This is a genomic window from Klenkia taihuensis, from assembly GCF_900112525.1.
Lineage (GTDB): Bacteria > Actinomycetota > Actinomycetes > Mycobacteriales > Geodermatophilaceae > Klenkia > Klenkia taihuensis.
Genome location: NZ_FOMD01000003.1, coordinates 190919 through 214000, shown reverse-complemented (window position 1 = coordinate 214000; position 23082 = coordinate 190919). Strand labels below are relative to the sequence as shown.

22 protein-coding genes are annotated in these 23082 nt (G+C 76.0%); 9 read left to right on the top strand and 13 right to left on the bottom strand.

The window, feature by feature from the left end; all coding sequences use genetic code 11:
* Positions 1-32 precede the first annotated feature (32 nt).
* Positions 33-2720, bottom strand: coding sequence for a bifunctional acetate--CoA ligase family protein/GNAT family N-acetyltransferase (locus BM158_RS13115; RefSeq protein WP_091559518.1), 2688 nt, complete (start codon positions 2718-2720; stop codon positions 33-35).
* Entirely contained in the window at positions 2713-3897 is a 1185-nt protein-coding gene (locus BM158_RS13110; RefSeq protein ID WP_091559515.1) for an acetoin utilization protein AcuC, read from the bottom strand. The genes BM158_RS13115 and BM158_RS13110 overlap by 8 nt, the downstream gene beginning before the upstream one ends.
* Before the next feature lie 136 nt (positions 3898-4033).
* On the opposite strand from BM158_RS13110, the gene BM158_RS13105 reads away from it, so the two are divergent.
* Positions 4034-4723: an iron-dependent transcriptional repressor DtxR gene (locus BM158_RS13105; protein WP_091559509.1), complete on the top strand. Its 690-nt coding sequence runs from the start codon at positions 4034-4036 to the stop codon at positions 4721-4723.
* Between the two features lie 47 nt (positions 4724-4770).
* A complete protein-coding gene (locus tag BM158_RS13100) occupies positions 4771-6858 on the top strand; it encodes a S9 family peptidase (RefSeq protein WP_229827424.1) in 2088 nt (695 codons plus the stop codon).
* Here BM158_RS13100 and BM158_RS13095 read toward each other — a convergent pair.
* From BM158_RS13095 to BM158_RS13085, 3 genes are all read right to left on the bottom strand, one after another.
* The gene (locus tag BM158_RS13095) at positions 6838-7980 is read right to left on the bottom strand and encodes a DUF4192 domain-containing protein (protein WP_091559503.1); all 1143 of its coding nucleotides are present in this window, start codon (positions 7978-7980) and stop codon (positions 6838-6840) included. The two genes, BM158_RS13100 and BM158_RS13095, sit on opposite strands and share 21 nt — an antisense overlap.
* 113 nt (positions 7981-8093) lie before the next feature.
* Complete coding sequence (locus BM158_RS13090) at positions 8094-8840, bottom strand: hypothetical protein (protein WP_091559500.1); 747 nt, start codon at positions 8838-8840, stop codon at positions 8094-8096.
* A gap of 34 nt (positions 8841-8874) precedes the next feature.
* The gene (locus tag BM158_RS13085) at positions 8875-9609 is read right to left on the bottom strand and encodes a hypothetical protein (protein WP_131802043.1); all 735 of its coding nucleotides are present in this window, start codon (positions 9607-9609) and stop codon (positions 8875-8877) included.
* A 57-nt stretch (positions 9610-9666) separates the two neighbouring features.
* Between BM158_RS13085 and BM158_RS13080 the strand changes: the two genes are divergently transcribed.
* Genes BM158_RS13080 through BM158_RS13065 form a run of 4 tightly spaced genes read left to right on the top strand, consistent with a single transcriptional unit; the run spans position 9667 to position 12921 of the window.
* Entirely contained in the window at positions 9667-10914 is a 1248-nt protein-coding gene (locus tag BM158_RS13080; RefSeq protein WP_091559493.1) for a glycosyltransferase family 4 protein, read from the top strand.
* On the top strand, positions 10908-11618 hold the full coding sequence (locus BM158_RS13075) for a class I SAM-dependent methyltransferase (protein ID WP_091559489.1): 711 nt from the start codon (positions 10908-10910) through the stop codon (positions 11616-11618). Before BM158_RS13080 ends, BM158_RS13075 begins: the two co-directional genes overlap by 7 nt.
* Positions 11615-12643 (top strand): prenyltransferase, encoded by a 1029-nt coding sequence (locus BM158_RS13070; RefSeq protein WP_229827425.1) that lies wholly within the window; start codon positions 11615-11617, stop codon positions 12641-12643. The genes BM158_RS13075 and BM158_RS13070 overlap by 4 nt, the downstream gene beginning before the upstream one ends.
* Positions 12640-12921, top strand: coding sequence for a hypothetical protein (locus tag BM158_RS13065; protein WP_091559486.1), 282 nt, complete (start codon positions 12640-12642; stop codon positions 12919-12921). Before BM158_RS13070 ends, BM158_RS13065 begins: the two co-directional genes overlap by 4 nt.
* Before the next feature lie 3 nt (positions 12922-12924).
* Here the strand turns inward: BM158_RS13065 and BM158_RS13060 are convergent, their stop codons facing one another.
* From BM158_RS13060 to BM158_RS13035, 6 genes are all read right to left on the bottom strand, one after another.
* Positions 12925-13257 carry a TraR/DksA family transcriptional regulator gene (locus BM158_RS13060; RefSeq protein ID WP_091559482.1) on the bottom strand — a complete coding sequence of 111 codons (333 nt, stop codon included), beginning with the start codon at positions 13255-13257 and terminating at the stop codon, positions 12925-12927.
* A 32-nt stretch (positions 13258-13289) separates the two neighbouring features.
* Complete coding sequence (locus BM158_RS13055; protein WP_229827426.1) at positions 13290-13910, bottom strand: class I SAM-dependent methyltransferase; 621 nt, start codon at positions 13908-13910, stop codon at positions 13290-13292.
* A complete protein-coding gene (locus BM158_RS13050; protein WP_229827427.1) occupies positions 13907-15160 on the bottom strand; it encodes a YibE/F family protein in 1254 nt (417 codons plus the stop codon). The genes BM158_RS13055 and BM158_RS13050 overlap by 4 nt, the downstream gene beginning before the upstream one ends.
* Positions 15161-15169: 9 nt before the next feature.
* Positions 15170-16357 carry a M20 metallopeptidase family protein gene (locus BM158_RS13045; RefSeq protein WP_091559479.1) on the bottom strand — a complete coding sequence of 396 codons (1188 nt, stop codon included), beginning with the start codon at positions 16355-16357 and terminating at the stop codon, positions 15170-15172.
* Positions 16354-17454: an amidohydrolase family protein gene (locus BM158_RS13040; RefSeq protein WP_229827428.1), complete on the bottom strand. Its 1101-nt coding sequence runs from the start codon at positions 17452-17454 to the stop codon at positions 16354-16356. Before BM158_RS13040 ends, BM158_RS13045 begins: the two co-directional genes overlap by 4 nt.
* Positions 17455-17539: 85 nt before the next feature.
* Positions 17540-18808, bottom strand: coding sequence for an FAD-dependent oxidoreductase (locus BM158_RS13035; RefSeq protein WP_207506556.1), 1269 nt, complete (start codon positions 18806-18808; stop codon positions 17540-17542).
* Positions 18809-18884: 76 nt separating this feature from the next.
* On the opposite strand from BM158_RS13035, the gene BM158_RS13030 reads away from it, so the two are divergent.
* The 3 genes from BM158_RS13030 to BM158_RS13020 all read left to right on the top strand — a co-directional run bounded on the left by BM158_RS13030 (position 18885) and on the right by BM158_RS13020 (position 20261).
* Positions 18885-19451: a TetR/AcrR family transcriptional regulator gene (locus BM158_RS13030; protein WP_229827429.1), complete on the top strand. Its 567-nt coding sequence runs from the start codon at positions 18885-18887 to the stop codon at positions 19449-19451.
* 5 nt (positions 19452-19456) lie between these two features.
* Positions 19457-19699: a hypothetical protein gene (locus BM158_RS13025; protein WP_131802042.1), complete on the top strand. Its 243-nt coding sequence runs from the start codon at positions 19457-19459 to the stop codon at positions 19697-19699.
* Between the two features lie 181 nt (positions 19700-19880).
* Entirely contained in the window at positions 19881-20261 is a 381-nt protein-coding gene (locus tag BM158_RS13020) for a hypothetical protein (RefSeq protein ID WP_091559469.1), read from the top strand.
* A 112-nt stretch (positions 20262-20373) separates the two neighbouring features.
* Here the strand turns inward: BM158_RS13020 and BM158_RS13015 are convergent, their stop codons facing one another.
* Together BM158_RS13015 and BM158_RS13010 are read right to left on the bottom strand one after the other, a co-directional pair.
* Entirely contained in the window at positions 20374-21474 is a 1101-nt protein-coding gene (locus tag BM158_RS13015) for an epoxide hydrolase family protein (protein ID WP_091559465.1), read from the bottom strand.
* Positions 21471-23000 (bottom strand): APC family permease, encoded by a 1530-nt coding sequence (locus tag BM158_RS13010; protein ID WP_229827430.1) that lies wholly within the window; start codon positions 22998-23000, stop codon positions 21471-21473. Before BM158_RS13010 ends, BM158_RS13015 begins: the two co-directional genes overlap by 4 nt.
* Between the last annotated feature and the right edge of the window lie 82 nt (positions 23001-23082).

The window sequence follows — 23082 nt, the reverse complement described above, 5'->3', positions numbered from 1 at the left end:
GCCGGCCACCCCCGCGGTGGCCGGCGCCGGCGTCAGTGCACGTCGGCCGCGCTGAACATCCGCCGCGGGCCGGGGTCCACCCGGGCCGTCGCAGGTCCCACCCGCACCGCCGCGCCGGCCACCACCAGCGACCGGCCGCCGTGCCACGGCGACGCCGGGCCCACGATCACCGGCTCCAGCGACAGCGCCAGCACCTCGGGCAGGTCGTCGGCCAGCCGGGCGACCCGCAGCAGCAGGTCCTCCAGCGCCGCGACGTCGACCGGCTCGCTGCCCCGGTAGCCGTCCAGCAGCGGCCACGCCCGCGGTTCGCGGACCATCTCGTGCGCGTCGGTGTCGGTGAGCGGCAGCGTGCGGAAGGCACGGTCGCCGAGCAGGTCCGTGGCCACGCCGCCCACGCCGAAGCTGACCAGCGCGCCGAACGAGGGGTCGTCGACCACCTCGACGACGGTGGGGACGCCGGGGGCGGCCATCTCCTGCACGATCACCGGGTCGCCGGACGGGATGGCCTCGAACCCGGCACGCACGTCGTCGGCGTCCCGCAGGTCCAGCCGGGTGCCGCCGAGGTCAGCGCGGTGCCGCAGCCACGGCGCGGTCGACTTCAGCACCACCGGGTAGCCGACCTCCTCGGCGGCGGCGACCGCGGCCTCGGCGTCGTCGGCCCGGCGGGTGCGCAGCAGCGGCACGCCGTAGGCGGCCAGCAGCGCGATCACCTCGTCGTCGGTGAGCTCGCGGCCCTCGCCGTCGGCCAGGGCGCCGTCCACCACGGCGCGGGCGGCGGCCTCGTCCACGTCGAGCTCGGGCACCTCGCCGACCGGCCGGCGCCGCCAGGCGGCGTGCTCGGCGACCCGGGCCAGGGCGATGACGGCCCGCTCGGGCGTGGAGAACGAGGGCACCGAGCCGCGGGCGGGCATGCCGTCCTCGCCGCGGACCACCAGGACGTCGGGGATGCCGTCGGCGGACAGGAAGTTGGCCACCAGCGGCTTCGTGGCGCCGGCCGAGATCTCGCGCAGCACCCGGCCGAAGGGCTCGGCCTCGTGCGCGAGCGCGGGCAGGTACACCGCCACGACGGCGTCCACCCGGTCGTCGTCGAGCGCTGCCTGCAGGGCGGCGCGGAACTCCTCGGGCGGCGCGCCGGTGCCGATGTCGACCGGCCGCTCGTGGGCCAGCTGCAGGCCCAGCTCGAGGACGGCGTCGGCGACCAGCACGCCGACCGCGGTGGAGTTGCCCACGATGGCCACCCGGTCGCCGGCGGGCAGCGGCTGGTGGGCCAGCAGCGTGCCGACGTCGAACAGCTCGGCCAGCGTCTGCACCCGGATCACCCCGGCGGAGGCGAACAGCGCGGCCACCGACTGCTCGGGCACGCTGACGCTGGTGCCGGCCAGGCCCGCGGTCATGCCGACGTGCCGGCCGCTCTTCACCGCCACCACCGGCTTGTCCCGGCCGACCCGGCGGGCCAGCCGGGCGAACTTGCGGGGGTTGCCGAAGCTCTCCAGGTGCAGCAGCACCACCTCGGTGCCGGGGTCGGTGGCCCAGTACTGCAGCATGTCGTTGCCGCTGACGTCGGCCCGGTTGCCCGCCGAGACGAAGCTGGACAGCCCGATGCCGCGGTTGCTGGCCCGCTCCAGCAGCATCACGCCGAGCGCGCCGGACTGGGCGAAGAACCCCATCCGGCCCCGGCCGGGCACCCGCGGCGCGAGGCTGGCGTTCAGGCTCACCGCGGGGTCGGTGTTGACCAGGCCCAGGCAGTTGGGGCCCACGACCCGCATGCCGGACGCGCGGGCGGCGGCGACGAACTCGCGCTCGGCGGCCCGGCCCTCGGGCCCGGTCTCGCCGAAGCCGCCGGAGATGACGACCAGGCCCTTGACCCGCTTGCGCCGGCAGGCCTCGACCACGCCGGGCACCTCGGTGGCGGGCACGGCGAGGACGGCGAGGTCGACGTCGTCGGGGATGTCCTCGATCGAGGCGTGCGCGGGCACCCCGGCCACGTGCCGGACGGCGGGGTTGACCGGGTAGATCGGCCCGGCGAACCCGGCGTCGAGCAGGTTGCGCAGCACCGCGTGGCCGATCTTGGCGGTGTCGTTGCTGGCGCCGACGACGGCCACCGACTGCGGGTTGAGCAGCCGGCCGATGGAGCGGGACTCGCTGCGCTGCTCGCGCTCGTAGGTGACCGCGAGGGCCTGCTCGGTGGGCGCGATCGGGAAGGTCAGGTGGACCACGCCGTCCTCGTAGGAGCGGCGGGCCTCGTAGCCGGCGTCGAGGAAGACCCGGACCATGCCGGTGTTCTGGCTGAGCACCTCGGCGACGAACCGGGTGATGCCGCGCTCGCGGGCGGCGGCGGCCAGGTGCTCCAGCAGCACCGAGCCCAGCCCGCGCCGCTGGTGGGCGTCCTCGACCAGGAACGCGACCTCGGCGTCGTCGGTGCCGGGGTAGCGGTCGTAGCGGCCGACGCCGATGAGCTCGTCGCCGAGCAGCACGACGAAGGCGACCCGGTTGTCGTGGTCGACGTGGGTGAACCGGTGCAGGTCCTTGTCCGACAACCGCTTCATCGGGCCGAAGAACCGGTAGTAGCGCGTCTGGTCGGAGCTGCGCTCCATGAGGCCCTGGATGCCGTCGGCGTCCTCGGGGGTGATCGGGCGCAGGTGCACGGTGCCGCCGTCGGCGGCCACCACGTCGGCCTCCCACCCGGGCGGGGGTGTCGGGTCGGTGCCCGGCTCAGTCACGGGGGTCGTCCGGGTCCAGGCCGAACAGCGGGTAGGCCGCCGTGCGGGCGCGGGTGACGGCGCGGTCGACCCGGTTCTCGGTGAAGGGGTCCCAGCGGGCGAAGCCGGTCCAGCCGCCCTCGGTCATGGAGCCCGGTGGCTCGATCCGCAGGCCCTTGGACAGCACGTCCTGGGCCCAGGAGTCGGGGATGGCGGTGCCGGGGGCCAGCGGGTGGCCCGAGGCCTCGGCGATGAGGTGGGTCCAGGCGCGGGGCACGCAGCGCACCAGGCCGTAGCCGCCGCCGCCCAGGGCCAGCCACCTGCCGTCGCACACCTCGTGGGCGAGCTGGTGCACCGCGGCGTAGGAGGCGCGCTGGCCGTCGACGGTGAGGCCGAGGTCGGCGAGGGGGTCCTCGTGGTGGGTGTCGCAGCCGCACTGGGTGACCAGGATCTGCGGCGCGAACGCCTTCACCACCCCCGGGACGACGGCGTGGAAGGCGCGCAGCCAGCCGGAGTCGTCGGTGCCGTTGGGGAGCGCGAGGTTGACCGCCGTGCCGGGGGCCCTGTCCGGGTCGCCGGTCTCCTCGGGGTAGCCGGTGCCCGGGAAGAGGGTGAGCGGGGTCTGGTGGATGCTCACCGTGAGCACCCGCGGGTCGCTCCAGAACGCGGCCTGCACGCCGTCGCCGTGGTGCACGTCGAGGTCGACGTAGGCGATCCGCTCGTAGCCCTGGCCGAGCAGCCAGGCGATGGCGATCGCGGCGTCGTTGAACACGCAGAAGCCGCTGGCGTGGTCGCGCATCGCGTGGTGCATGCCGCCGGCGATGTTGACCGCGTGCTGCGCCCTGCCCTCGTGGATCAGCCGGGCCGCGGTGACCGAGCCGCCGGCGATGAGCGCCGCGGACTCGTAGATGCCGTCGAAGACCGGGTTGTCCGACCCGCCGAGGCCGTGGCCGACGCCGGCGGGGTCGGCCGGGGCGCGGCGGACGGCGTCGAGGTACTCCGCGTCGTGCACCAGGGTGAGCAGGTCCTCCCCGGCGGTCACGGGCCGGACGACGTCGACCCGGTCGCCGGCCAGCACGCCGAGGGTGTCGGCCAGCCGCATGGTGAGGTCCAGCCGCACCGGGTGCATCGGGTGGTCCCCGCCCCAGGTGTAGCCCAGGTACGCGTCGTCCCAGACGACGCTGACCGCGTCGCTCACCGTCGGGTCCTCGCCGTGGTCCTCGTCGACCGGTTCACGGCGGCGACGCTACCGCCCGGCACCCCTCGTCGCGCCCGCTCGTGGTGGCGCCGCCCCCGTAGGCTGGGTGCCAGACCCCTGCACGGAGGAGCCTGGCGTGAACGACCTCATCGACACCACCGAGATGTACCTGCGGACCATCTTCGAGCTCGAGGAGGAGGGCATCACGCCGCTGCGCGCCCGGATCGCCGAGCGGCTGCACCAGAGCGGGCCCACGGTCAGCCAGACGGTGGCCCGGATGGAGCGCGACGGGCTGCTGTCCGTCGAGGGCGACCGGCACCTGGCGCTGTCCGAGGAGGGCCGGGCGCTGGCCACCGCGGTGATGCGCAAGCACCGGCTGGCCGAGTGCCTGCTCGTCGACGTCATCGGCCTGGACTACGCCGACGTGCACGAGGAGGCCTGCCGCTGGGAGCACGTGATGAGCGAGGCGGTGGAGCGCAAGCTGCTCACGCTGCTGGGCAACCCGCAGGTCTCCCCCTTCGGCAACCCCATCCCCGGCCTGGCCGCGCTCGGCGCCGACCCGGTCGCCCAGCAGGAGTCGCTCACGCTGCTGTCCACCTCGGCCACGCCCGAGGGCGCCACGGTCGTCGTCCGCCGGATCAGCGAGCAGCTGCAGGAGGACCAGGACCTGCTGCGCTCGCTGGCCGACCAGGGCGTGCGGCCGGGCTCGACGGTGCAGGCGGTGCTCTCGAACGGGTCGGTGAGCATCGGCGGCACCGTCCTGCCGGCGGGCGTGGCCCACCACGTGTTCGTCTCCCCCGCCGAGGAGCCGGTCCCCGCGCACTGACGTCAAGTCGTTCGCCCGGCGAACGACCTCGGCACTAGGGTGGCGGGGTGACGAAGCCTGCGCACGACGCACCGGTCGGGATGACCGACGAGATCGCCGCCCAGCCGCTGGACGCCGGCACGACCCCGTTCTCCCGGCTCGCCGACGTGATGGCCCTGCCCCGGCTGTCGGGGCTGGCGCTGTCGCCCGACGGCACCCGGCTGGTCACCTCGGTGGCCACCCTGTCGCCGGACCGCACCAGCTGGCGGACCGCGCTGTGGGAGGTCGACCCCACCGGGGCCCGGGACGCCCGCCGGCTGACCCGCAGCTCCCCGGGTGAGTCCTCGCCGGTGTTCGCCCCCGACGGCACGCTGCTGTTCACCTCCGCCCGGCCCGACCCCGACGCGGACAAGGACGCCGGGGACGCCAAGCCCGCGCTGTGGGCGCTGGACGCCGCCGGTGGCGAGGCCCGCCGGGTGCTGGGCCGCCGGAACGGCATCAGCGGCGTCTCGGTCGCCGCGGACAGCGGCGACGTCGTCGTGGTCGCCTCCGCCACGCCCGGCGCCACCGACGACGAGGCCGACGACGCCCGCCGCAAGGCCCGCAAGGACGCCGGGGTGACCGCGATCCTGCACGAGAGCTACCCCGTGCGGTTCTGGGACCACGACCTGGGCCCCGCCGTCGCGCGGGCGTTCTTCGTCGGGCAGGTCACCGCCGACGGCGCGCAGCCGGCCTGGCGCGACCTCACCCCCGGCGCCGTGCCGCCCAACGGCTCGGGCACCGACCTGGCGCTCTCCCCCGACGGCCGCTGGCTGGCCCGCGCCGAGGAGGTCCCCGAGGCGCGCGCCTCGTGGCGCAACCGGTTGGTGCTCACCGACACCGCCACCGGGCAGACCCGGGTGCTGGTCGACGACGAGCACGCCGACATCAGCTCCCCGGCCTGGTCGCCGGACTCGACCCGGCTGGTGTGCAACCGGGAGTCCGAGACCACCCAGGCCGAGCCGCCGGACCACACCCTGCTGGTGGTGGACGTCGCCACCGGCACGACCACCGACCTCACCGCCGGCTTCGACCGCTGGCCCTCGGCGCCGCAGTTCGACGCCGCCGGGGAGGCCGTGTACTTCCTGGCCGACGACGACGGACGGCACGCGGTGTTCCGGGTGGTGCCCGGCGAGGCGCCGGTGCGGCTGACCCGGGACGGCGCCTACTCCGACCTGCAGGTGGCCCGTGACGGGTCGGCGCTCTACGCGCTGCGCTCGGCCTTCGACCACCCGGCGGCCCCGGTGCGGCTGGACCCGGTCGCCACCGACCAGCAGCCCGACCCGCTGCCCAACCCCGGCACGCTGGACGCCCTGCCGGGCACCCTGCGCGAGCTGCGGGCCACCGCCTCCGACGGGGTCGAGGTGCAGTCGTGGCTGGTGCTGCCCGAGGGCGCCTCGGCGGAGAAGCCGGCGCCGCTGCTGCTGTGGATCCACGGCGGCCCGCTGATGAGCTGGAACGGGTGGTCGTGGCGCTGGCTGCCCTGGGTGATGGCCGCGCAGGGCTACGCGGTGCTGCTGCCCAACCCGGCGCTGTCGCAGGGCTTCGGTCAGGACTTCGTCCGGCGCGGCTGGGGCAGCTGGGGCGGGGCGCCCTACACCGACCTGATGGCCGCCACCGACGCCGCGGTCGAACTGCCGGAGATCGACGGCACCCGCACCGCGGCGATGGGCGGCTCGTTCGGCGGCTACATGGCCAACTGGATCGCCACGCAGACGGACCGGTTCGACGCGGTCGTGACCCACGCCAGCCTGTGGCACCTGGACGGCTTCATCGGTGCCACCGACGCGGCGTTCTACTGGGAGAAGGAGTTCGGCGACCCGCTCACCGAGCCGGCGCGCTACGAGCAGAACTCGCCGCACCGCTACGCGGACGCCATCACCTCCCCGGTGCTGGTCATCCACGGCGACAAGGACTACCGGGTGCCGATCGGCGAGGGCCTGCGGCTCTGGTACGACCTGCAGAAGCGCGGGGTGCCGTCGAAGTTCCTGTACTTCCCGGACGAGAACCACTGGGTGCTGACCCCGGGGAACCACACGGTCTGGTACGAGACGGTGCTGGCGTTCCTGGCCGAGCACGTGCTGGGCGAGGACTGGTCACGCCCCGAGCTCCTCTGACACCGGCCGGGTCGCCGCCGCGGTGAGCCACTCGCGGACCACCGACGGCGGCAGCCCGGCGTCCAGGCCGTCGGCCAGCAGCAGGGCCAGCGAGCAGGACGGCTGGGCGGCCAGTGCCCGGTCCAGCGCCGCCCGGGCGGTGGTGCCGTCACCCCGCGCCCAGGCCGCGGCGGCCAGCAGGGTCGCCGGCGCAGCGGTGAGCGGGTCGGGCAGCCGGCGGGTGAGGTCGAGCCACAGCGCGGCCGCGGCGCAGGCGTCGGGGCCGACGGCGAGCACGGCCGCCCGGTCGCGCACCTCGACGTCGGTGAGCGCCCAGCCCAGCGCGGCCACCTGCTGGTCGCCCAGCGCGGCGGTGCGGCCGGGGCGGTGCGCGGCCACGCCGTCGAGCACCCGGGCCCAGGCCCGCTCGACCACCCGGGCCCAGCCCAGCTCCCGCAGCGCCACGGCCTGCTCCGCGCCGACCACCGCGCAGGCGCGGTGCACCGCCAGCGCCGCGGGGCCGGTGACGGGGGCGAGCCGCCCGACCACCTCGGCGCGGTCGGCGGCCAGGACCCGACCGTCGAGCACCGCGGCGGCCGCCAGCGACGAGGTGCCCCCGGGCAGGGGGTGGCCGGCCCCGGGGTCGCAGCAGGGGGCGGTGCAGCCGTAGTCGAAGCACCGGCCGTCGCGGACCAGCAGCGCCTCCAGCAGCGGGACACCCCGCTCGGCGAGCGCCCTGCCGACGGCGTGCACGACGTCCCGGCGGGGCAGGTCGAGCACGTCCCCGGCAGCGTCCCGGGTGCGCAGCAGCCGCACGCCGACCGGGTCCAGGTCGCCGACGGGGACGTCGAGCAGCTCGGCCGGGTCGAGCCGGGCGACGTCGTCGGGGCCCTCGGTGACCACCACCGCGACGACGGCGGCCGGTGGCTCGTGGCCCAGCCGGCGCACCGCCTCCTCCGCGAGGTCCTCGACCGGTGCCGGGCCCGGCAGGTCCACCCGCAGGGTCACCCCCACGCGGTGGGCGCGGTCGCCGGTGAGCGCGACCAGGACGAGGGACTCCTGCGGGTGGAAGCCGAGCAGGTGCGGCAGCGCGGCGGCGAGCTCGGCGCCGGTGCCGAGGTGGACGGGGTCGTCGGGGCTCATGCCCGCAACCCTCGTGGCCGGCGCCCGGCCCGCGGCCGCCGCCGCCCCGTCTGTGGACGGGGACCCCGGATGTGGACGGCGGCCGGCACGTGCGCCGCCGCCCTGCTAGGGGCTCAGTCGAGCTGCTGGGCCTGGTACTCGAAGGCCTGCTGCACCAGGGCGGTGAACGCGGCCTGGTCGACGGTGCCGCCGATGCTGGTGCTGATCATCGACAGCAGCCGGTCGCCGTCGGCGACCACGGCGTAGAGCGCGGGGACGGCGATCTGCGACCCGTCGGGCGCGGAGACCGTGGTCGTGTACGCCAGCCCGGCCGAGCCGTCGCCGAGCGCGGGCACCTGCAGGGCGGCCAGCGTGATGGTCGCGGTGCCGATGTCGGGGGAGGTGATGGTGGCCTGCGGGCAGGCCGTGGCGGCCGCGGCGAGCTCGGCGACCGGGTCGCCCGGCGTGCCCGTGGTGAGCAGCTGTGCGGTGACGGTGGTGCCCGAGGTGGCGGCCTGCGCGGCGACGCCGGTGAGGTCGGTGACCGACGGCTGGCTCTCCGCGACGGCCTGGGCGCAGCTCTCCGGGGTGATGGTCGCGCCGTCGAGGTCGGTGCCGACCGCCGCGCCCGCCTCGAGGTCGCTCTGGCTGATCGGCGTCACGACCGCGCCGGCGCCGAACGCGTCCTGCGGCAGCAGCCCGGCGGTCAGGTCGTCACCGCCACCGGTCGGCTCCGCGCTGGACGAGGGCGCCGAGGAGCTCGACGAGCCGCCGGAGGGCTCGGTCGGCGACGGCGACGCCGTCCCCTCGACGGTGCTGCTGCAGCCGGCGACGGCGAGGGCGGCGGCCAGGGCGAGCAGGGGACGGCGGGGCTGCATCACCCGCCCATCCGACCACGGATGCCCGGTGCCCGCCTCACCCCAGGGTGTCGGCGGCGTGCTGCGCGGCGTCGGCGAGCAGCGCGTCGAAGGCCGCCGCGTCCGGCGCGGCGCCCAGGCCCCCGGTGGCCAGGCCGAGCACCCGGTCGCCGTCGGAGACCACGCCCACCAGCGCGGAGCCGGTCATGCCCGGGCCCTGGTCGCGGGTGACCGTCACGGTCACCGGCACGACGGCGGCGGCGTCGCCGAGGTCGGGGGTGGTGACGGTGCCGAAGGTGACCACGGCCTGGCCCATCGGGGTCGCGACGGTGGCGGTCGGGCAGGCGGCGACCGCGTCGGTGAGCGTGCCGACGACGGTGGCCGCGGGCCCGCCGGTGGCCAGCACCTCGCCGGTGCCGGTGAACCCGGTGCGGGTGTACTGGCCGGCTGCGTCCTCGACGGCGGACGGGTCGCCCAGCGCGGTGCGGGCGGCGGTGAGCGCGTCGACGCAGGCCTGCGGGGTGACCGTGACGTCGGCCGGCGACCCGTGGTCGGCGTGGTCGCCGCCGAGCAGCGCGGCGAACTCGTCGCCGGTGACCTGGGTGACCGTGCCGCCGGGGGCGAACCGGTCGGCGGGGAGCAGCCCGTCGGCCAGCGCGGGGGCCTCCTCGGTGGCCGCGGCGGGGGCGACCTCCGGCGCGTCGCCGGAGGCGGCGGGGGTGGACGCACCGCACCCGGCGAGGAGCAGCGAGGCGGAGGACGCGGCGGCGAGCAGGAGCGGGGTGCGGCGCATCACCCCACGGTAGGCGCTCGCACGGGCGCGTCACACCCGCTGGCTACAGTCCGCGGCATGGGACGGTCGCTGCGCATCGCACTGCTGTCCTACCGGTCCAAGCCGCACAGCGGCGGGCAGGGCGTCTACGTCCGCGCGCTGTCCCGGGAGCTGCGCGAGCTGGGCCACCGGGTCGAGGTGGTCAGCGGGCAGCCCTACCCCGAGCTGGACGACGGCGTCCCGCTCACCCGGCTGCCGAGCCTGGACCTCTACCGCGAGCCCGACCCGTTCCGCCGGCCGCACCTGCGCGAGTTCCGCGACTGGGTCGACGTCCTGGAGTACGGCCAGATGTGCACGGCTGCCTTCCCCGAGCCGCTCACCTTCTCCCTGCGCGCCGCCCGGCTGCTGCGCGCCAGGCAGGGCGGGTCCGACAGCGGTCCGGACATCGTCCACGACAACCAGTGCCTGGGCTGGGGCCTGCTGCGCACCGGGCTGCCCACCGTGGCGACGATCCACCACCCGGTCGCCGTCGACCGCGACCTGGAGCTGGCCCAGGCCTCGTTCCGGCGCTCGCTGACGCTGCGCCGCTGGTACGCCTTCACCGGCATGCAGGCCCGGGTGGCCCGCCGGCTGCCGGCGATCACCACGGTCTCGGAGAGCTCCCGGCGCGACGTCGAGCGGCTGATGGGCGTCCCGGCGGAGCGGGTCGAGGTGGTGCCGGTGGGCATCGACCCGGCCGTCTTCACCCCGGCCGACGGCCCCCGGGACGCCGACCACGTCGTCGTCACCACCTCCGCCGACGTCCCGCTCAAGGGGCTGGTGCCGCTGCTGGAGGCGGTGGCGAAGCTGCGCACCGAGCGCGAGGTGCGGCTGACCGTCGTCGGCACGGCGCGCCCCGGCGGGCCCGCGGCGGCGGCGGTGGAGCGGTTGTCGCTGGCCGGCACGGTCCGGTTCACCGGTCCGCTCCCCCAGGCCGACCTGGTCGGGTTGCTGCAGCGGGCGACGGTCGCCGTCGTCCCCTCGCTCTACGAGGGGTTCTCCCTGCCGGCGGTCGAGGCGATGGCCTGCGCGACGCCGCTGGTGACCACGGATGCCGGCGCGCTCCCCGAGGTGGTCGGCCCGCACGCCGCGGTGCAGGTACCGGCCGGGGACGTCGACCGGCTGGCCGGCGCGCTGGCCCAGGTGCTCGACCACCACGGGCTGCAGGAGCAGCTCGGCCGGGCCGGGCGGGCGCGGGTGCTGCAGAACTTCACCTGGCGCTCGACCGCCGAGCGCACCGCCGCCTGGTACGAGCGGGTGCTCGCGGAGGTGCCGGCCCCGTGCTGACCGTCGACTACGACCGGCTCGACGTCCGCGCCGGGCAGACCGTGCTGGACCTGGGCTGCGGCGAGGGCCGGCACGCCTTCGAGGCCTACCGGCGGGGTGCCGCCGTCGTCGCCCTCGACTGGGGCCGCGACGAGGTGGCGACCACCCAGCAGTGGCTGGGTGCCATCGCCGCGGCCGGCGAGGCGCCGGTCGGGGCGTCGGCCACCGCGGTGCGCGGGGACCTGCTGCACCTGCCGGTGCCCGACGCGTCGGTGGACCGGGTCATCGCCTCCGAGGTGCTCGAGCACGTCCCCGACGACCTGACCGCGTTCACCGAGATCGCCCGGGTGCTCAAGCCGGGCGGTCGGGTGGCGGTCACCGTGCCGCGGTACGGCCCGGAGCGGGTCTGCTGGGCGCTGTCGGACGCCTACCACGCCAACGAGGGCGGGCACATCCGCATCTACCGCGAGGCCGAGGTCCGGTCGCGGCTGGCCGAGGTCGGTCTGCTGCCGGGGTCCAGCCACCACGCGCACGCCCTGCACGCGCCCTACTGGTGGCTCAAGTGCGCCGTCGGCGTGGACCGCTCCCCCGCCCCGGTGCGGGCCTACCACCGGCTGCTGGTGTGGGACCTGACCGAGCGGCCGTGGCTGACCCGGGCGGCGGAGAAGCTGCTCGACCCGGTGATCGGCAAGAGCCTGGTCGTCTACGCGACCAAGCCCTGGTGACCCTGCTGCCGGAGGTCCCGGGCGTCCTCGGGGCCGACGACGTCGCGGCGACGGTGGCCGCGATCGCCGCCGAGCAGGCCGCCGACGGGATGCTCCCGTGGTGGCGCGGCGGCGCGCTGGACGCCTGGGACTCCGTCGAGGCGGCGATGGCGCTGACCGCCGGCGGGCGGGTCGACGAGGCCGCCGCGGCGCTGGACTGGCTCGCCCGGCGACAGCTCCCCTCGGGCGGCTTCCCGGCGGAGTGGCGGGACGGCGCGGTGACCGCGCCCGGCGTCGAGGCCAACCACGCCGGCTACCTGGCCGTCGGCGCGCTGCACCATGCGCTGGTCACCGGCTCGTCCGGCACCCGCTGGTGGGGCGCGGTGACCCGGGCGCTGGACCTGGTCTGCCGGATGCAGCTGACCTCGGGCGCGGTCGGGTGGGCGCTGCGCCCGGACGGGACGCCGGACACCACCGCGCTGCTCACCGGCTGCTCCTCGCTGCTGCAGGCACTGCGCTGCGGGCTCGCCCTGGCCGACCGGGTCGGCGAGGCCCGGCCGCTCTGGACCGCCGCGGCCACCCGGCTCCAGGCGGCGCTGACCGACGACCCGGGTGCCTTCGCCGACCGGTCGCGGTTCTCGATGGACTGGTACTACCCGGTGCTCGGCGGCGCGCTGACCGGCGCGGCGGCCGAGGACCGGCTCGCGGCGTCGTGGGACGCCTTCGTCGTCCCGGGGCTGGGGGTGCGGTGCGTGGCCGACCGACCCTGGGTGACCGGGGCGGAGACCTGCGAGCTGGCGATGGCCCTGGCCGCGGCCGGCCAGGCCGACGCGGCGACCGAGCAGCTGGCCGCGATGCAGCACCTGCGGCACGAGGACGGCGGCTACTGGACCGGCTACGTGTTCGCCGACGACGCGGTGTGGCCGGTCGAGCGCACCACCTGGACGGCGGCCGCGGTGGTGCTGGCCGCCGACGCCCTGTCGGGGGCGACCCCCGGCGCGGCGCTGTTCACCGACCCCGCGTTCCTGGCCGCCGAGCCGCGATGAGGCGGGCGCTGGACCGGCTGCTGGCCGACCGCACCCGGGCCGACCGGCGCTGGACCGTCGCGCAGTGGCCCAACGCGGCGGCCTGGGCCTTCCTCGTGCTGACCCTCGTCCGGCAGGTGGTCGACCAGGGCCCGTGGGGCACGGCGGTGTTCGTCGGCACCCGGGTGGCGCTGGTGTGGTGGGCCGGGGACGAGCTGCTGCGCGGGGTGAACCCGTTCCGCCGGCTGCTCGGCGCGGTGGTCCTGCTGGTCACCGGGGTCGGGCTGCTGGCCGGCTGACGGTCAGGCGTGCTGGATGCAGGTGCGGGCCGCGGGGCGGGCCTCCAGCCGGGCGTCGCCGATGGGTGCGCCGCAGACCTCGCAGCGGCCGTAGCTGCCGTCGGCCACCCGGGCGACCGCGGCGTCGAGCTCGGCCAGCCGGGCGCGGGCCTGCTCGAGCACCGAGCCGAGCTGGGCCCGCTCGAACCCGATCGTCTGGCCCTCCGGGTCGTGCTCGTCGTCGGCGTTGGACCCCTTCGACGCCTCGACCACCGCGGCGTAGTCGGCGGTCAGCGCGGCGATCTGCGCCCGCGTCTCGGTGCGGGCCCGGCACAGCTGCTCCTCGGGTGCGGTCACCGGCCCATCGTGCCCCGGACCACCGACAGGTCTCAGCGGTCGCGGCGCAGCACCCGCAGCGACCCGGTGCCGGGCAGCTCGGTGAAGTCCCCGGACGCCAGCACCCGGGTGTAGACGCCGAACGGGGCCTGTCCGCCGTCGGCGGGGTCGGGGAAGACGTCGTGCACCGCCAGCGTGCCGCCCACGGCGAGCTTCCCGACCCAGGCGTCCTGGTCCCGCCGCGCGGACTCCTCGGTGTGCGAGCCGTCCAGGAACAGCAGCGCCGGCGGGCTGGACCACAGCGGTGCGAGCACCTCCGACCGGCCGACGACGGCGACCACCAGGTCCTCGGCCGGGTGCACGGTGCGCCGGAACGAGGGCAGCGTGTCCAGCAGGCCGGTGGCCGGGTCGACGAGCTCGGGCTGGTGGTACTCCCACCCGGGCTGGTGCTCCTCGGAGCCACGGTGGTGGTCGACGGTCACGACCACCCGGCCGGCCTCCGCGGCGGCCGCGGCCAGGTAGAGCGCTGACTTGCCCATCCAGCTGCCGATCTCCAGCAGCGGGCCGTCGACGGCCACGGCCCGGGCGGCCTCGTACAGCGCCCGGCCCTCGTCGGCGGGCATGAACCCCGGCGCCGCCGCGGCCGCGGCCAGCAGCTCCTCGGTGCGGGTCACCGGCCGAACCGGGCCAGCAGCTTCGGCGCCGGCTTGTCGCCCGCGGCGGTGGCGAAGAAGGCGCCGGCCGCCGTCGTCACGGGGACGGCGAGGACCAGCGCGATGGCACCGACCAGCGTGCGGATGACCTCCTCGCCGACCTGGGTCCCCGTGAGCACGGTCCACAGCGGCCGGTCGTAGATCTCGACCAGCAGCAGCACCGGCAGCGAGGCACCCGCGTAGGCGAAGACGATCGTGTAGATGGTCGAGGCGATGTGGTCGCGCCCCACCGTCATCCCGCGGGCGAACAGCTGCCGGGCGCCCATCGTGGGGTCGACCTCGTGCAGCTGCCAGATCGCCGAGGCCTGGGTGATGGTCACGTCGTTGAGCACGCCCAGCCCGGCGACGGTGATGCCGGCCAGCACCAGGCCGGAGAAGTCCAGCGTGGGGTCGTAGGTCTGCAGCTGGATGGTCTCCTCGCTGGAGAACCCGGTCAGCCGCGCCGCCGACACCGCCAGCGCCCCCATGACGGCGACCAGCACCAGGCCGAACAGCGTGCCGATGAGCGCCGTCGTCGTCCGGGCGCTGAACCCGTGCGCCAGGTACAGGACGACGAACATGATCGCCGCGCTGCCGACCAGCGTGACCAGCGTCGGCGAGGACTCGGTGAGGATCCCCGGCAGGATGAACTGCAGCAGGACGACGAAGGCGAACCCCAGCCCCACCAGCGCGGCGATCCCCCGCAGCCGGGCGACCGCGGCCACCACCAGCACGAACGCCAGGGCGAGCGTGATGATCGGGGTGCTGCGCTGGAAGTCGGAGAACGCGTAGCTGGGGTCCCCGGTCGCCGGGTCGACGGAGCGGGTCAGCACGAACCCGTCGCCGACCTCGATCCCGACGCCGACGACCTCCGGCGGCAGGTCGATCGAGACGAAGTCCCCGGCGCCCTCCCCGTCGGTCACCTCGACCACGGCGGTGCCGCAGGTCAGCTGCTGCCCGGACGCCGACCCGTCGGAGCAGTCCACCGTCTGCAGCGACTGCACCGTCGCGTCGGGGAAGGTGGTGCCCGGCGGTTGAAAGGACTCCGCCGCCTGCTGGGCGCGGGAGGCGTCGCCGGAGGGCCACAGCGCGACCAGCCCGATGACCGTGGCCAGCCCGACGGGGACCAGCACGAGCAGCATCAGCCAGGTCGCCCGCGTGCGGCGGGTGGCCGCCTCCGGGGTCGGCGGTGGCTCGTCGGCGTGGGCGTGCGAGTGGGAGTGGGCCGGCACGGGGGAAGGCTAGGCGGCCAGCAGCTGCGCACCGGCCAGGTACCCGGCCAGCAGCGCCGCGGCGACCTGCCCGACCACCTCGTCCTCGGGCAGGAACCGGGGTGCGTGCAGGCCCGGACGCCGGCCGCGGTCGTCGGCCGTCCCGCCGTCGACGCCGAGGAAGAGCATGAGCCCGCGCGCGTCGGCGCAGTAGTGGCTGAAGTCGTCGGCGCCGAAGGACCGCCAGCTGTCGTCCACCTGCACCCCGGCGCGCTCGAGCCACGGCAGCGCGGCCCGGGCGAGCTCGGGGTCGTTGGCCAGCACCGGCTCGTTGCTCTCGCTGTGCACCTCGGCGGTGCAGCCGTGGGCGGCGGCGGTGTGCTCGGCGACCTCGGTGAGCGCGGTGAGCAAGGCGGTCCGGTCGCTCTCCCGCATGACCCGCAGGCCGCCGCGGGCCCGGGCGGTGTCGGGGACGACGTTGAAGCTGGTGCCGGCGTCGAGCTGGGTGACCGCGAGGACGGCGCCCACGGTCGGGTCGACCCGGCGGCTGACCAGCTGCTGCAGGTTGACCACCACCGCGGCCAGCGCCAGCACCGGGTCGTGCGTGGTGTGCGGGTAGCCGCCGTGGCCGCCGTGCCCGGTGACGGTGATGGTGAACTCGTCGGTGGCCGCGTTGACCGGCCCGGGGGTGGCGTTGACGACCCCGGCGGCCAGCTGCGGCTGCACGTGCGCGGCGACGACGGCGACCACCTGCTCGTCGGCCAGCAGGCCCGACTGCGCGATGTCCCGCGCGCCGGAGGGTGCGGACTCCTCCCGCGGCTGCAGCAGCGCCAGCAGCGGGGCCGGCCCGCCGACCCGGGCGACGGCGCGGCAGACCGCGACCAGCCCGGCCAGGTGCGCGTCGTGGCCGCAGGCGTGCATGACCCCGCTCGTCGACGCCCAGTCGACACCGGTCTGCTCGAGCACGGCCAGCCCGTCGAGCTCGGCGCGCAGCGCGACGGTGGGCCCGGTCGCCGTCCCCACCCGGACCAGGCGGCCGGTGCCGGCGACCTCCCGGCCCTCCCCCTGCCCCAGGGCGGCCACGACGGCGGCCGCGGTGTCGGTCTCGTCGCCGGAGCGGCGGGGGTCGGCGTGCAGCGCGTGCCGCAGCTCGACGGCGGCCGGCAGCTCCTCGAGGACGGCGGCGTGCAGCCGGTCGTACCAGTCGTCGACGTTCACAGCCGGTACGCCCGCCGCGCGTTGTCCGCGCCGATCATCGCGGCGACCCGCTGCGCGTCGGCCGCCGTCCAGGCGCCGTCGGCGACGCCGCCGTCGAGGAAGGACCCCAGCCCGCGGCGGAACAGCACGGTGCCCAGCAGGTACAGCTCGGCCAGGCCGAAGGCGTCGGAGGAGAACAGCACCTTGCCGAAGGGGGCCAGCTCCAGCAGCTCGGCGACCAGCGCCGCCGAGCGGGCGCCGAGGTTGTGCGTGGCCAGCCCGACGTCGGCGAACACGTGCCCGAAGACCTGGGCGAGGAAGCCGGCGTTGCGGTGGAACGGGTAGGTGTGCAGCAGCATGATCGGCACGCCGTGCGGTTCCGTGGCCCGCAGCAGGTCGGTCATCAGCAGCGGGTCGCCGCGGTGCAGGTCGGTGTCGGCGTCGCCGTAGCCGACGTGGAACTGCACCGGCATGCCCAGGTCGATGCCCGACCAGACCAGGAACTCGTGCAGCACGGGGTCGGCGACCCGGGTGCTGCCGGTGTGCAGCAGCCGGTCGGCGGCGGCGGTGACGGCCAGGTCGGTCGGGCGCTGCCCGCCCAGGGCCAGCCCGGCGCGGTAGGCGGCGATCGACTTGACCCCGACGGCGGTGGCGCAGCGGCGGGCCAGCTCGGTGCGGAACGCCTCGGGGAACGCGCCGGCGCCCGACCGCTCGAGCACCTGCGACGCGACCAGTTCCAGGCGCACGACCTCGTGTCCCCGTCCGCCGGTGAGCGCGGCCAGCTCGTCGGGGGTGGTGATCGGCTCGGGCAGGTAGCCGGTGTCGACGAGGAAGGTCTGGGTGCCGGTGGCGGCCAGCATCCGCCGGTTGACCTCCGCGGCGCCCAGCTCGGCGCGGCGGGCCAGGTAGGCGTCGGGGTCGGCGTGCGGCTCCAGGTCCAGCACCGGGGCGCAGAACCGGCGGAGGGCGAAACCGATCTGCGAGTCGAACAGCGACCCGCCCAGCGCGCTGGGCGCCGCGGCCTCGGTGAGCATCGACTCGAACTCGGGCCGGTCGAGGTCGCGGGTGATCAGCCCGTGGCAGTGGTGGTCGACGAGGTCGAGCTCGGAGAGGTCCACGGCGGCCAGTCTGCCCAGCCCGGGCCGGTGCGCACACCGCGGACCGCCGCCGACATCACCCCGCAACGCGGCCGCACCGCCGTCGTCACGGGCTGACCTCGGCCACGTAGCCGTCGGGCCGGACCAGCAGGCCGAGGCCGCCGTCCACCCGGTCGGCGGCCGGGACCCGGACGAACCCGGCCGACCGCTGCCGCTCGGCCAGGCGCGGGCCGTGCAGCGGGACGGCGGCCGCGCGGGTGCCGACCGGGCCGGGGCCCGGGTAGCGGATCGCGATGCCGGAGAACGTCCCGGCGCCGCCGTGCGCGACCGGCGGGAGCCGGAGCAGGCCGCGCAGCGCGACCGCCCGGGCCAGCCGCCCGCGGGTGCCGCCGAGGGTCATCAGCCGGATGGTGGCGCCGCTGGACCGCAGCACGGTGCGGCCGACCGGGTGCCGCTCGCGCTCGTAGCCGTCCAGGTCGCCGGTGGCCAGCCGCCAGCCCAGGTTGAACGCGTCCTGGATGCCGGTGTTCATGCCCTGCCCGCCGGCCGGGGAGTGCACGTGCGCGGCGTCCCCGGCCAGGAGCACCCGGCCGGCGCGGTAGGCCGGGGCCTGCCGCTCGTCGCAGGAGAACCGCGAGGTCCACCGGGTCGGCCCGGGCGCCAGCCCGAACACCCGGTCCAGCAGGCCGGCCACCTCGCCGTCCTCCACCGGGACGTCGGTGCCGACCTGGCGGCGCCGGTCCCAGCCGATGAGGCGGAACCAGCCGTCGCCGAACGGGGCCAGGAACCCGAAGCCGTGCTCGTCGACGTCCACCCGCAGGTCGTCCGGTGCCAGATCCAGCCGGACGTCGGCCAGCACCACCGAGCTGAGCACCGCCCGGCCGGGGAACCGGACCCCGGCCAGCTGCCGCACGGTGCTGTGCACGCCGTCCGCGCCGACCACGTACCGGGCCCGCCAGCGGCGGTCGCCGGCGGTGACGGTGACGCCGTCGTCGTCCTGGGTCAGACCGGTGACCCGGACGGCGCGCTCGACCCGGGCGCCGCAGTCGCGGGCGTGCCGCTCCAGCAGCCGGTCGACGTGCACCTGCGGGGTCATGAGCACGAACGGGAAGCGGGTCGGCAGGCGCGAGAGGTCGATGCCGGCCCGGCCGACCAGCCGCAGGTGGTCGACCGGGGTGCCGGTGGCGACCAGCTCGTCGGCCAGCCCGCGGCTGTCGAGCTGCTCGAGGGTGCGGGCGTGCACGCCGAAGGCGCGGGACAGCGGGCTGGGGGCCTCGTGCCGGTCGAGCACGGTGACCCGGCCGCCGGCGCGGGCGACCTCCGCGGCGACCGTGCAGCCGGTCGGCCCGGCTCCCACCACCAGGACGTCGTCCACGGACCGCCTCCTGTCATCGCTCGATGACATGCACCGTAGCTCTGCTGTCAACACCAGATGACATACCCTGCTGGTCGTGTCCACGAGCGATGACATACCTGCTCGGGCGCGGGACGCCGACGCGACCCGCGACGACCTGCTCGCCGCCGCGCGTCGCCGGTTCGCCGCCGACGGCTACGAGCGGACGACGATCCGGGCGGTGGCCGGCGACGTCGGCGTCGACGCCGCGCTGGTCATCCGGTACTTCGGCAGCAAGGAGGGGTTGTTCACCCGGGCGGCCGACCTCGACCTGCGGCTCCCCGACCTGACCGGTGTCCGGGCCGGTGACCTGTCCCGGGTGCTGGTGGACCGGTTCTTCGCGGTGTGGGAGGACGACGGCACGTTCCTCGCCCTGCTGCGCGCGGCCGCCACCAGCGAGGTGGCGGCCGAGGCGATGCGCACGGTCTTCGCCGCCCAGGTCGCGCCCGCCCTGGCCGCGGTCACCGACGACCGCGCCCCCGAGCGCGCCGCCCTGGTGGGCGCGACGGTGCTGGGCTTCGCGCTGGGCCGCTACGTGCTGCGGCTGCCGCCCCTGGTCGACATGACCCGCGACCAGGCCCAGGCCTGGCTGGGCCCCGCGCTGCGCCACTACCTGCTGGACTGACCCCCGTGGACCAGCGTGCTGTGCGGGACCTGCTGTGGGAGTGGGACCTCATCGGCCTCCGGGACGACGACTCCCCGCTGGACGAGTACGACTGCATGATCGGTCCCCTGCTGGCGCTGCGAGCGCGGGGCGCGGGTGCGGGCGAGATCGCGGCCTGGGTGGGGTCGCACGCGGAGGAGCACTTCGGGTTGCCCTCCACCAGCGCCGCCGACCTCCGCCTCGCCCACGCCGTGCTGGCCCTGCCCTGACGTCACCCTCCCCCGGGTCGTCCGTCGAGAGCACGACCGGTGGTGCCGACGGCCGGAGAACCGGCGCTCCGAGGCGGACCGCATCGTCTGGCTGCTGGCCCGGCTCGACCCCCGTGCCGATCCGCACCCCCTCCCGCCCCTGGCCCGCAGCTGGGCACTGACGGAGGCCGCGGTCCGGGCGGTGCGGGACGACCTGCGCCGGGTCACCAGCCGCCGGTGGTCCCTGGAGCGGGCCCGACCCGACGGCTGGCTTCTCACCTCTCCCTACGGGTCCGGCGCGCTGCAGCTGGACCCCGCAGTCGACGAGGAAGCCCTACCTCCGGGGATCGGTGCCGAGGAGGTGCAGCAGGAGTTCGTCGACGAGGCCCTCCAGCACGTGGGCGACCGGGTGGTGGATGCGTTGGCGGACCACGGGATGGCGCTCCGCTGCCGGGCACACGCTGCCCCGCTCACCGTCTGCGCGGGTCGGTGGGTCTGCGATTCCCGCGCCGCGCACGACGTCGCGGACGTGGGCAGCCTGCGCCGCGGCCATGCGGAGGTCATTGCGTCGAGTGACAGCTGAGGGTTGGTCGTGGAGCGCTGCACCCGCGCTGAGCTGTCACTCGATGCGGAGTGGCACGGGAGCGGGCGTGCTGGTGCCCGCGACGCCCGCTGCGGTGCCACTCGGCGGCGGGTCAGCGCGCCCGGAGGTCCTCGTGGACGAAGCGGCGGAGCTCGTCGACCAGCAGGTCGGGCACCTCGATGCCCGGGAAGTGGCCGCCGCGGGGCAGCTCGGTCCAGGACACCAGGTCCACCGCCGGCTCGACGGCCGAGCGCACGGGCAGCCGCAGGTCGTGCGGCAGCACGCACACCCCGGTCGGCACCGTGCGCGACCACTCGTCGTCCGGGTGCGCGCGCCGCTCCCAGTACAGCTGGGACGACGACCCGGCCGTGCGGGTGAACCAGTACACGGCGGTGTTGGCCAGCACCAGGTCCATCGTCGCCGGGCCGAGGACGTCCGACGCCGGGTCGGTCCAGTCGCGGAACCGCTCGGCGATCCAGGCCAGCTGGCCCACGGGTGAGTCGGTGAGCCCGTACGCCAGCGACATCGGCTTGGTGGCCTGGGTCTTGAAGTAGCCGCCCAGCTCCTCGGCGTACCGCTTCGCCCGCACCGCGGCCCGCTCGTCGGCGCCGTCGGCGGGATCCAGGCCGTTCGTCATCGTCACGTGGATGCCGGCCACGTGGTCGGGGTCGGCGACGGCGAGGTCGCGCGCCACCCGGGAGCCCCAGTCGCCCCCGTGCACGACGTAGCGGTCGTACCCGAGCCGGGCGAGCAGCTCGGCCACCGCCCGGGCCATCCGCTGCGACGTCCAGCCGCCGTCCGGGGTGGGGCCGGAGAAGCCGTAGCCGGGCAGCGACGGCACGACGACGTGCATGGTCTCGGCCAGCGGCTCCACCACCTGCTGGAACTCCACGACCGACCCGGGCCAGCCGTGCAGCAGCACCAGCACCGGGGCGTCGTCCCGGGTCGAGCGGACGTGCAGGGCGTGCACCCGGGTGCCGTCGATCGTCGTCGTCACCTGGTCGAAGCGGTTGAGCGCGGCCTCGTGCACGCGCCAGTCCCACTCCCCGCCCCACCGCTGCGCCAGCCGGCGCACCAGGTCGGGCTCGATCCCCCGCTCGCCGTCGAGGTCCTGCTCGGGCGCCCAGCGGGTGCGGGCCAGCCGGTCGCGCAGGTCGTCGACGTCGGCCTGCGGCACCTCGACGCGGTACGGGACGACGGCGCTGTCGGTCATCCCCCCACCTTGCCCGCGCCGGGTCCGGTGCGCTCGGGCTCACGGCTGCCCAGCTCCGCCGCCATCAGCGCCTGCCCGGCCCGGCGGGCCAGTGCCGGAGCGGCGAGCACGGCAACCAGCCCGGCCAGCAGCCACACGCCGGCCACCACCGGGAACCAGAACGGCGCCCCGTCGGCGTAGGCCGGGTAGGGGAAGACGTTGCGGACGATCGTGTAGCCCAGCACCACCAGGGCGGCGACCGGGATGACGACCTGCCACATCGGCACCCCGGGCAGCCTCTTCTGCACGAACACCAGCCGGATCGCGCCCACCGTGGTGAGCACGTAGGTGACCAGCAGGATCAGCGTGCCGATGGTCCCCGACCACAGGAACGTGTCCTCGGCCTGCGCCCCGAAGAACAGCGCGCACACCAGCACGATCGCGGCCATCACGACCGTGGAGGCCAGCGCGGCCCGGGCCGGCACGCCCTCGCGGTTCACCGCGGCCAGGCCCGCGGCCGAGCGCTCGGCGGGAGCGGTGTCCCGGGCGAAGGCGAACACCAGCCGCGAGGCCCCGACCACGCAGGCCAGGCAGCAGCCGAAGGCGCTGATCGCCGCCCCGAGGGTGATCGCCTCGCCGATCCAGGACCCGATGTAGGCGGTGCCGATGTCACCGAGCAACGAGGACGACGAGGTGAACGCGGCCACCCCGGCGTCGTCGGTGCCGAAGGCCATCATCTCCACCGCGGTGACGACGACGAAGTAGACGCCGCCGAAGACCGCCGTCCCCAGGATCGCGCGGGGGATGTCCCGGCGCGGGTTGCGGGCCTCCTCCCCCAGGGTCGCGGCGGCCTCGAACCCGGCGAAGGACAGGAAGCCGAACACCACGCCCAGGAACACCGCCGAGGCGTCGGTGCCCGGCGCGACGGTGAAGACGTCGAGGGTGAACGACCCGCCCGCGAACGTGCCCGAGTCAGGGGTGGAACCGCCGAGCAGCCGGACCAGGACGACCGCGACGATCACCAGGATCAGCGCCACGGTGACGCCCTCGACGGTGAGCAGCACGCTGGTGCCGCGCTTGGCCGGCACCACGGTCAGCAGGTAGGCGGCCACCAGCGCGACCGCGACCAGCACGAACGGGCCCCACGTCGGCGGGTTCGGCCAGATGCCGACCTGCTGCAGGAACGCCGTCCCGAAGATGCCGGTCGCCGAGGAGGTGACCACGCCGTAGAAGCAGTAGGTGCCCAGCAGCCCGAAGCCGGAGAACAGGCCGGCGCGCGGGCCGAGGGTGGCCCCGACGAAGGCGTAGACCGAGCCGGCGTGCTGGAAGTGCTGGCAGAGCCGGACGAACCCGTAGGCGACGAGCAGCACGCCCACCGCGGCGAGCAGGAACGCCAGCGGGACGGCGCGGCCGACGGTCCCCGCCGTCCCCTGCGGGTTGATGTTGGCCGCCATCGACGGCGCCATGAGCGCCACGGACAGGCCGATCGCCTGCCAGACCGACAGCGAACGGCGCAGGCCGCCCTTCGACTCCACCGGATCGGCCACTCGCCACACTCCTCGCAGGACGTTGCACCAGGCAACGGGAGTGTGCGGCCGGAGCGGCCCCGGCGGAAGAGGGGGCGCCGTC

What these genes read in the sequence shown, in the direction of transcription:
- BM158_RS13095 (WP_091559503.1), bottom strand. Translation starts at nt 7,980, where the DNA reads ATGAGCCCCGACGACCCCGTCCACCTCGGCACCGGCGCCGAGCTCGCC.
- BM158_RS13085 (WP_131802043.1), bottom strand. Translation starts at nt 9,609, where the DNA reads ATGCGCCGCACCCCGCTCCTGCTCGCCGCCGCGTCCTCCGCCTCGCTG.
- BM158_RS13080 (WP_091559493.1), top strand. Translation starts at nt 9,667, where the DNA reads ATGGGACGGTCGCTGCGCATCGCACTGCTGTCCTACCGGTCCAAGCCG.
- BM158_RS13065 (WP_091559486.1), top strand. Translation starts at nt 12,640, where the DNA reads ATGAGGCGGGCGCTGGACCGGCTGCTGGCCGACCGCACCCGGGCCGAC.
- BM158_RS13015 (WP_091559465.1), bottom strand. Translation starts at nt 21,474, where the DNA reads ATGACCGACAGCGCCGTCGTCCCGTACCGCGTCGAGGTGCCGCAGGCC.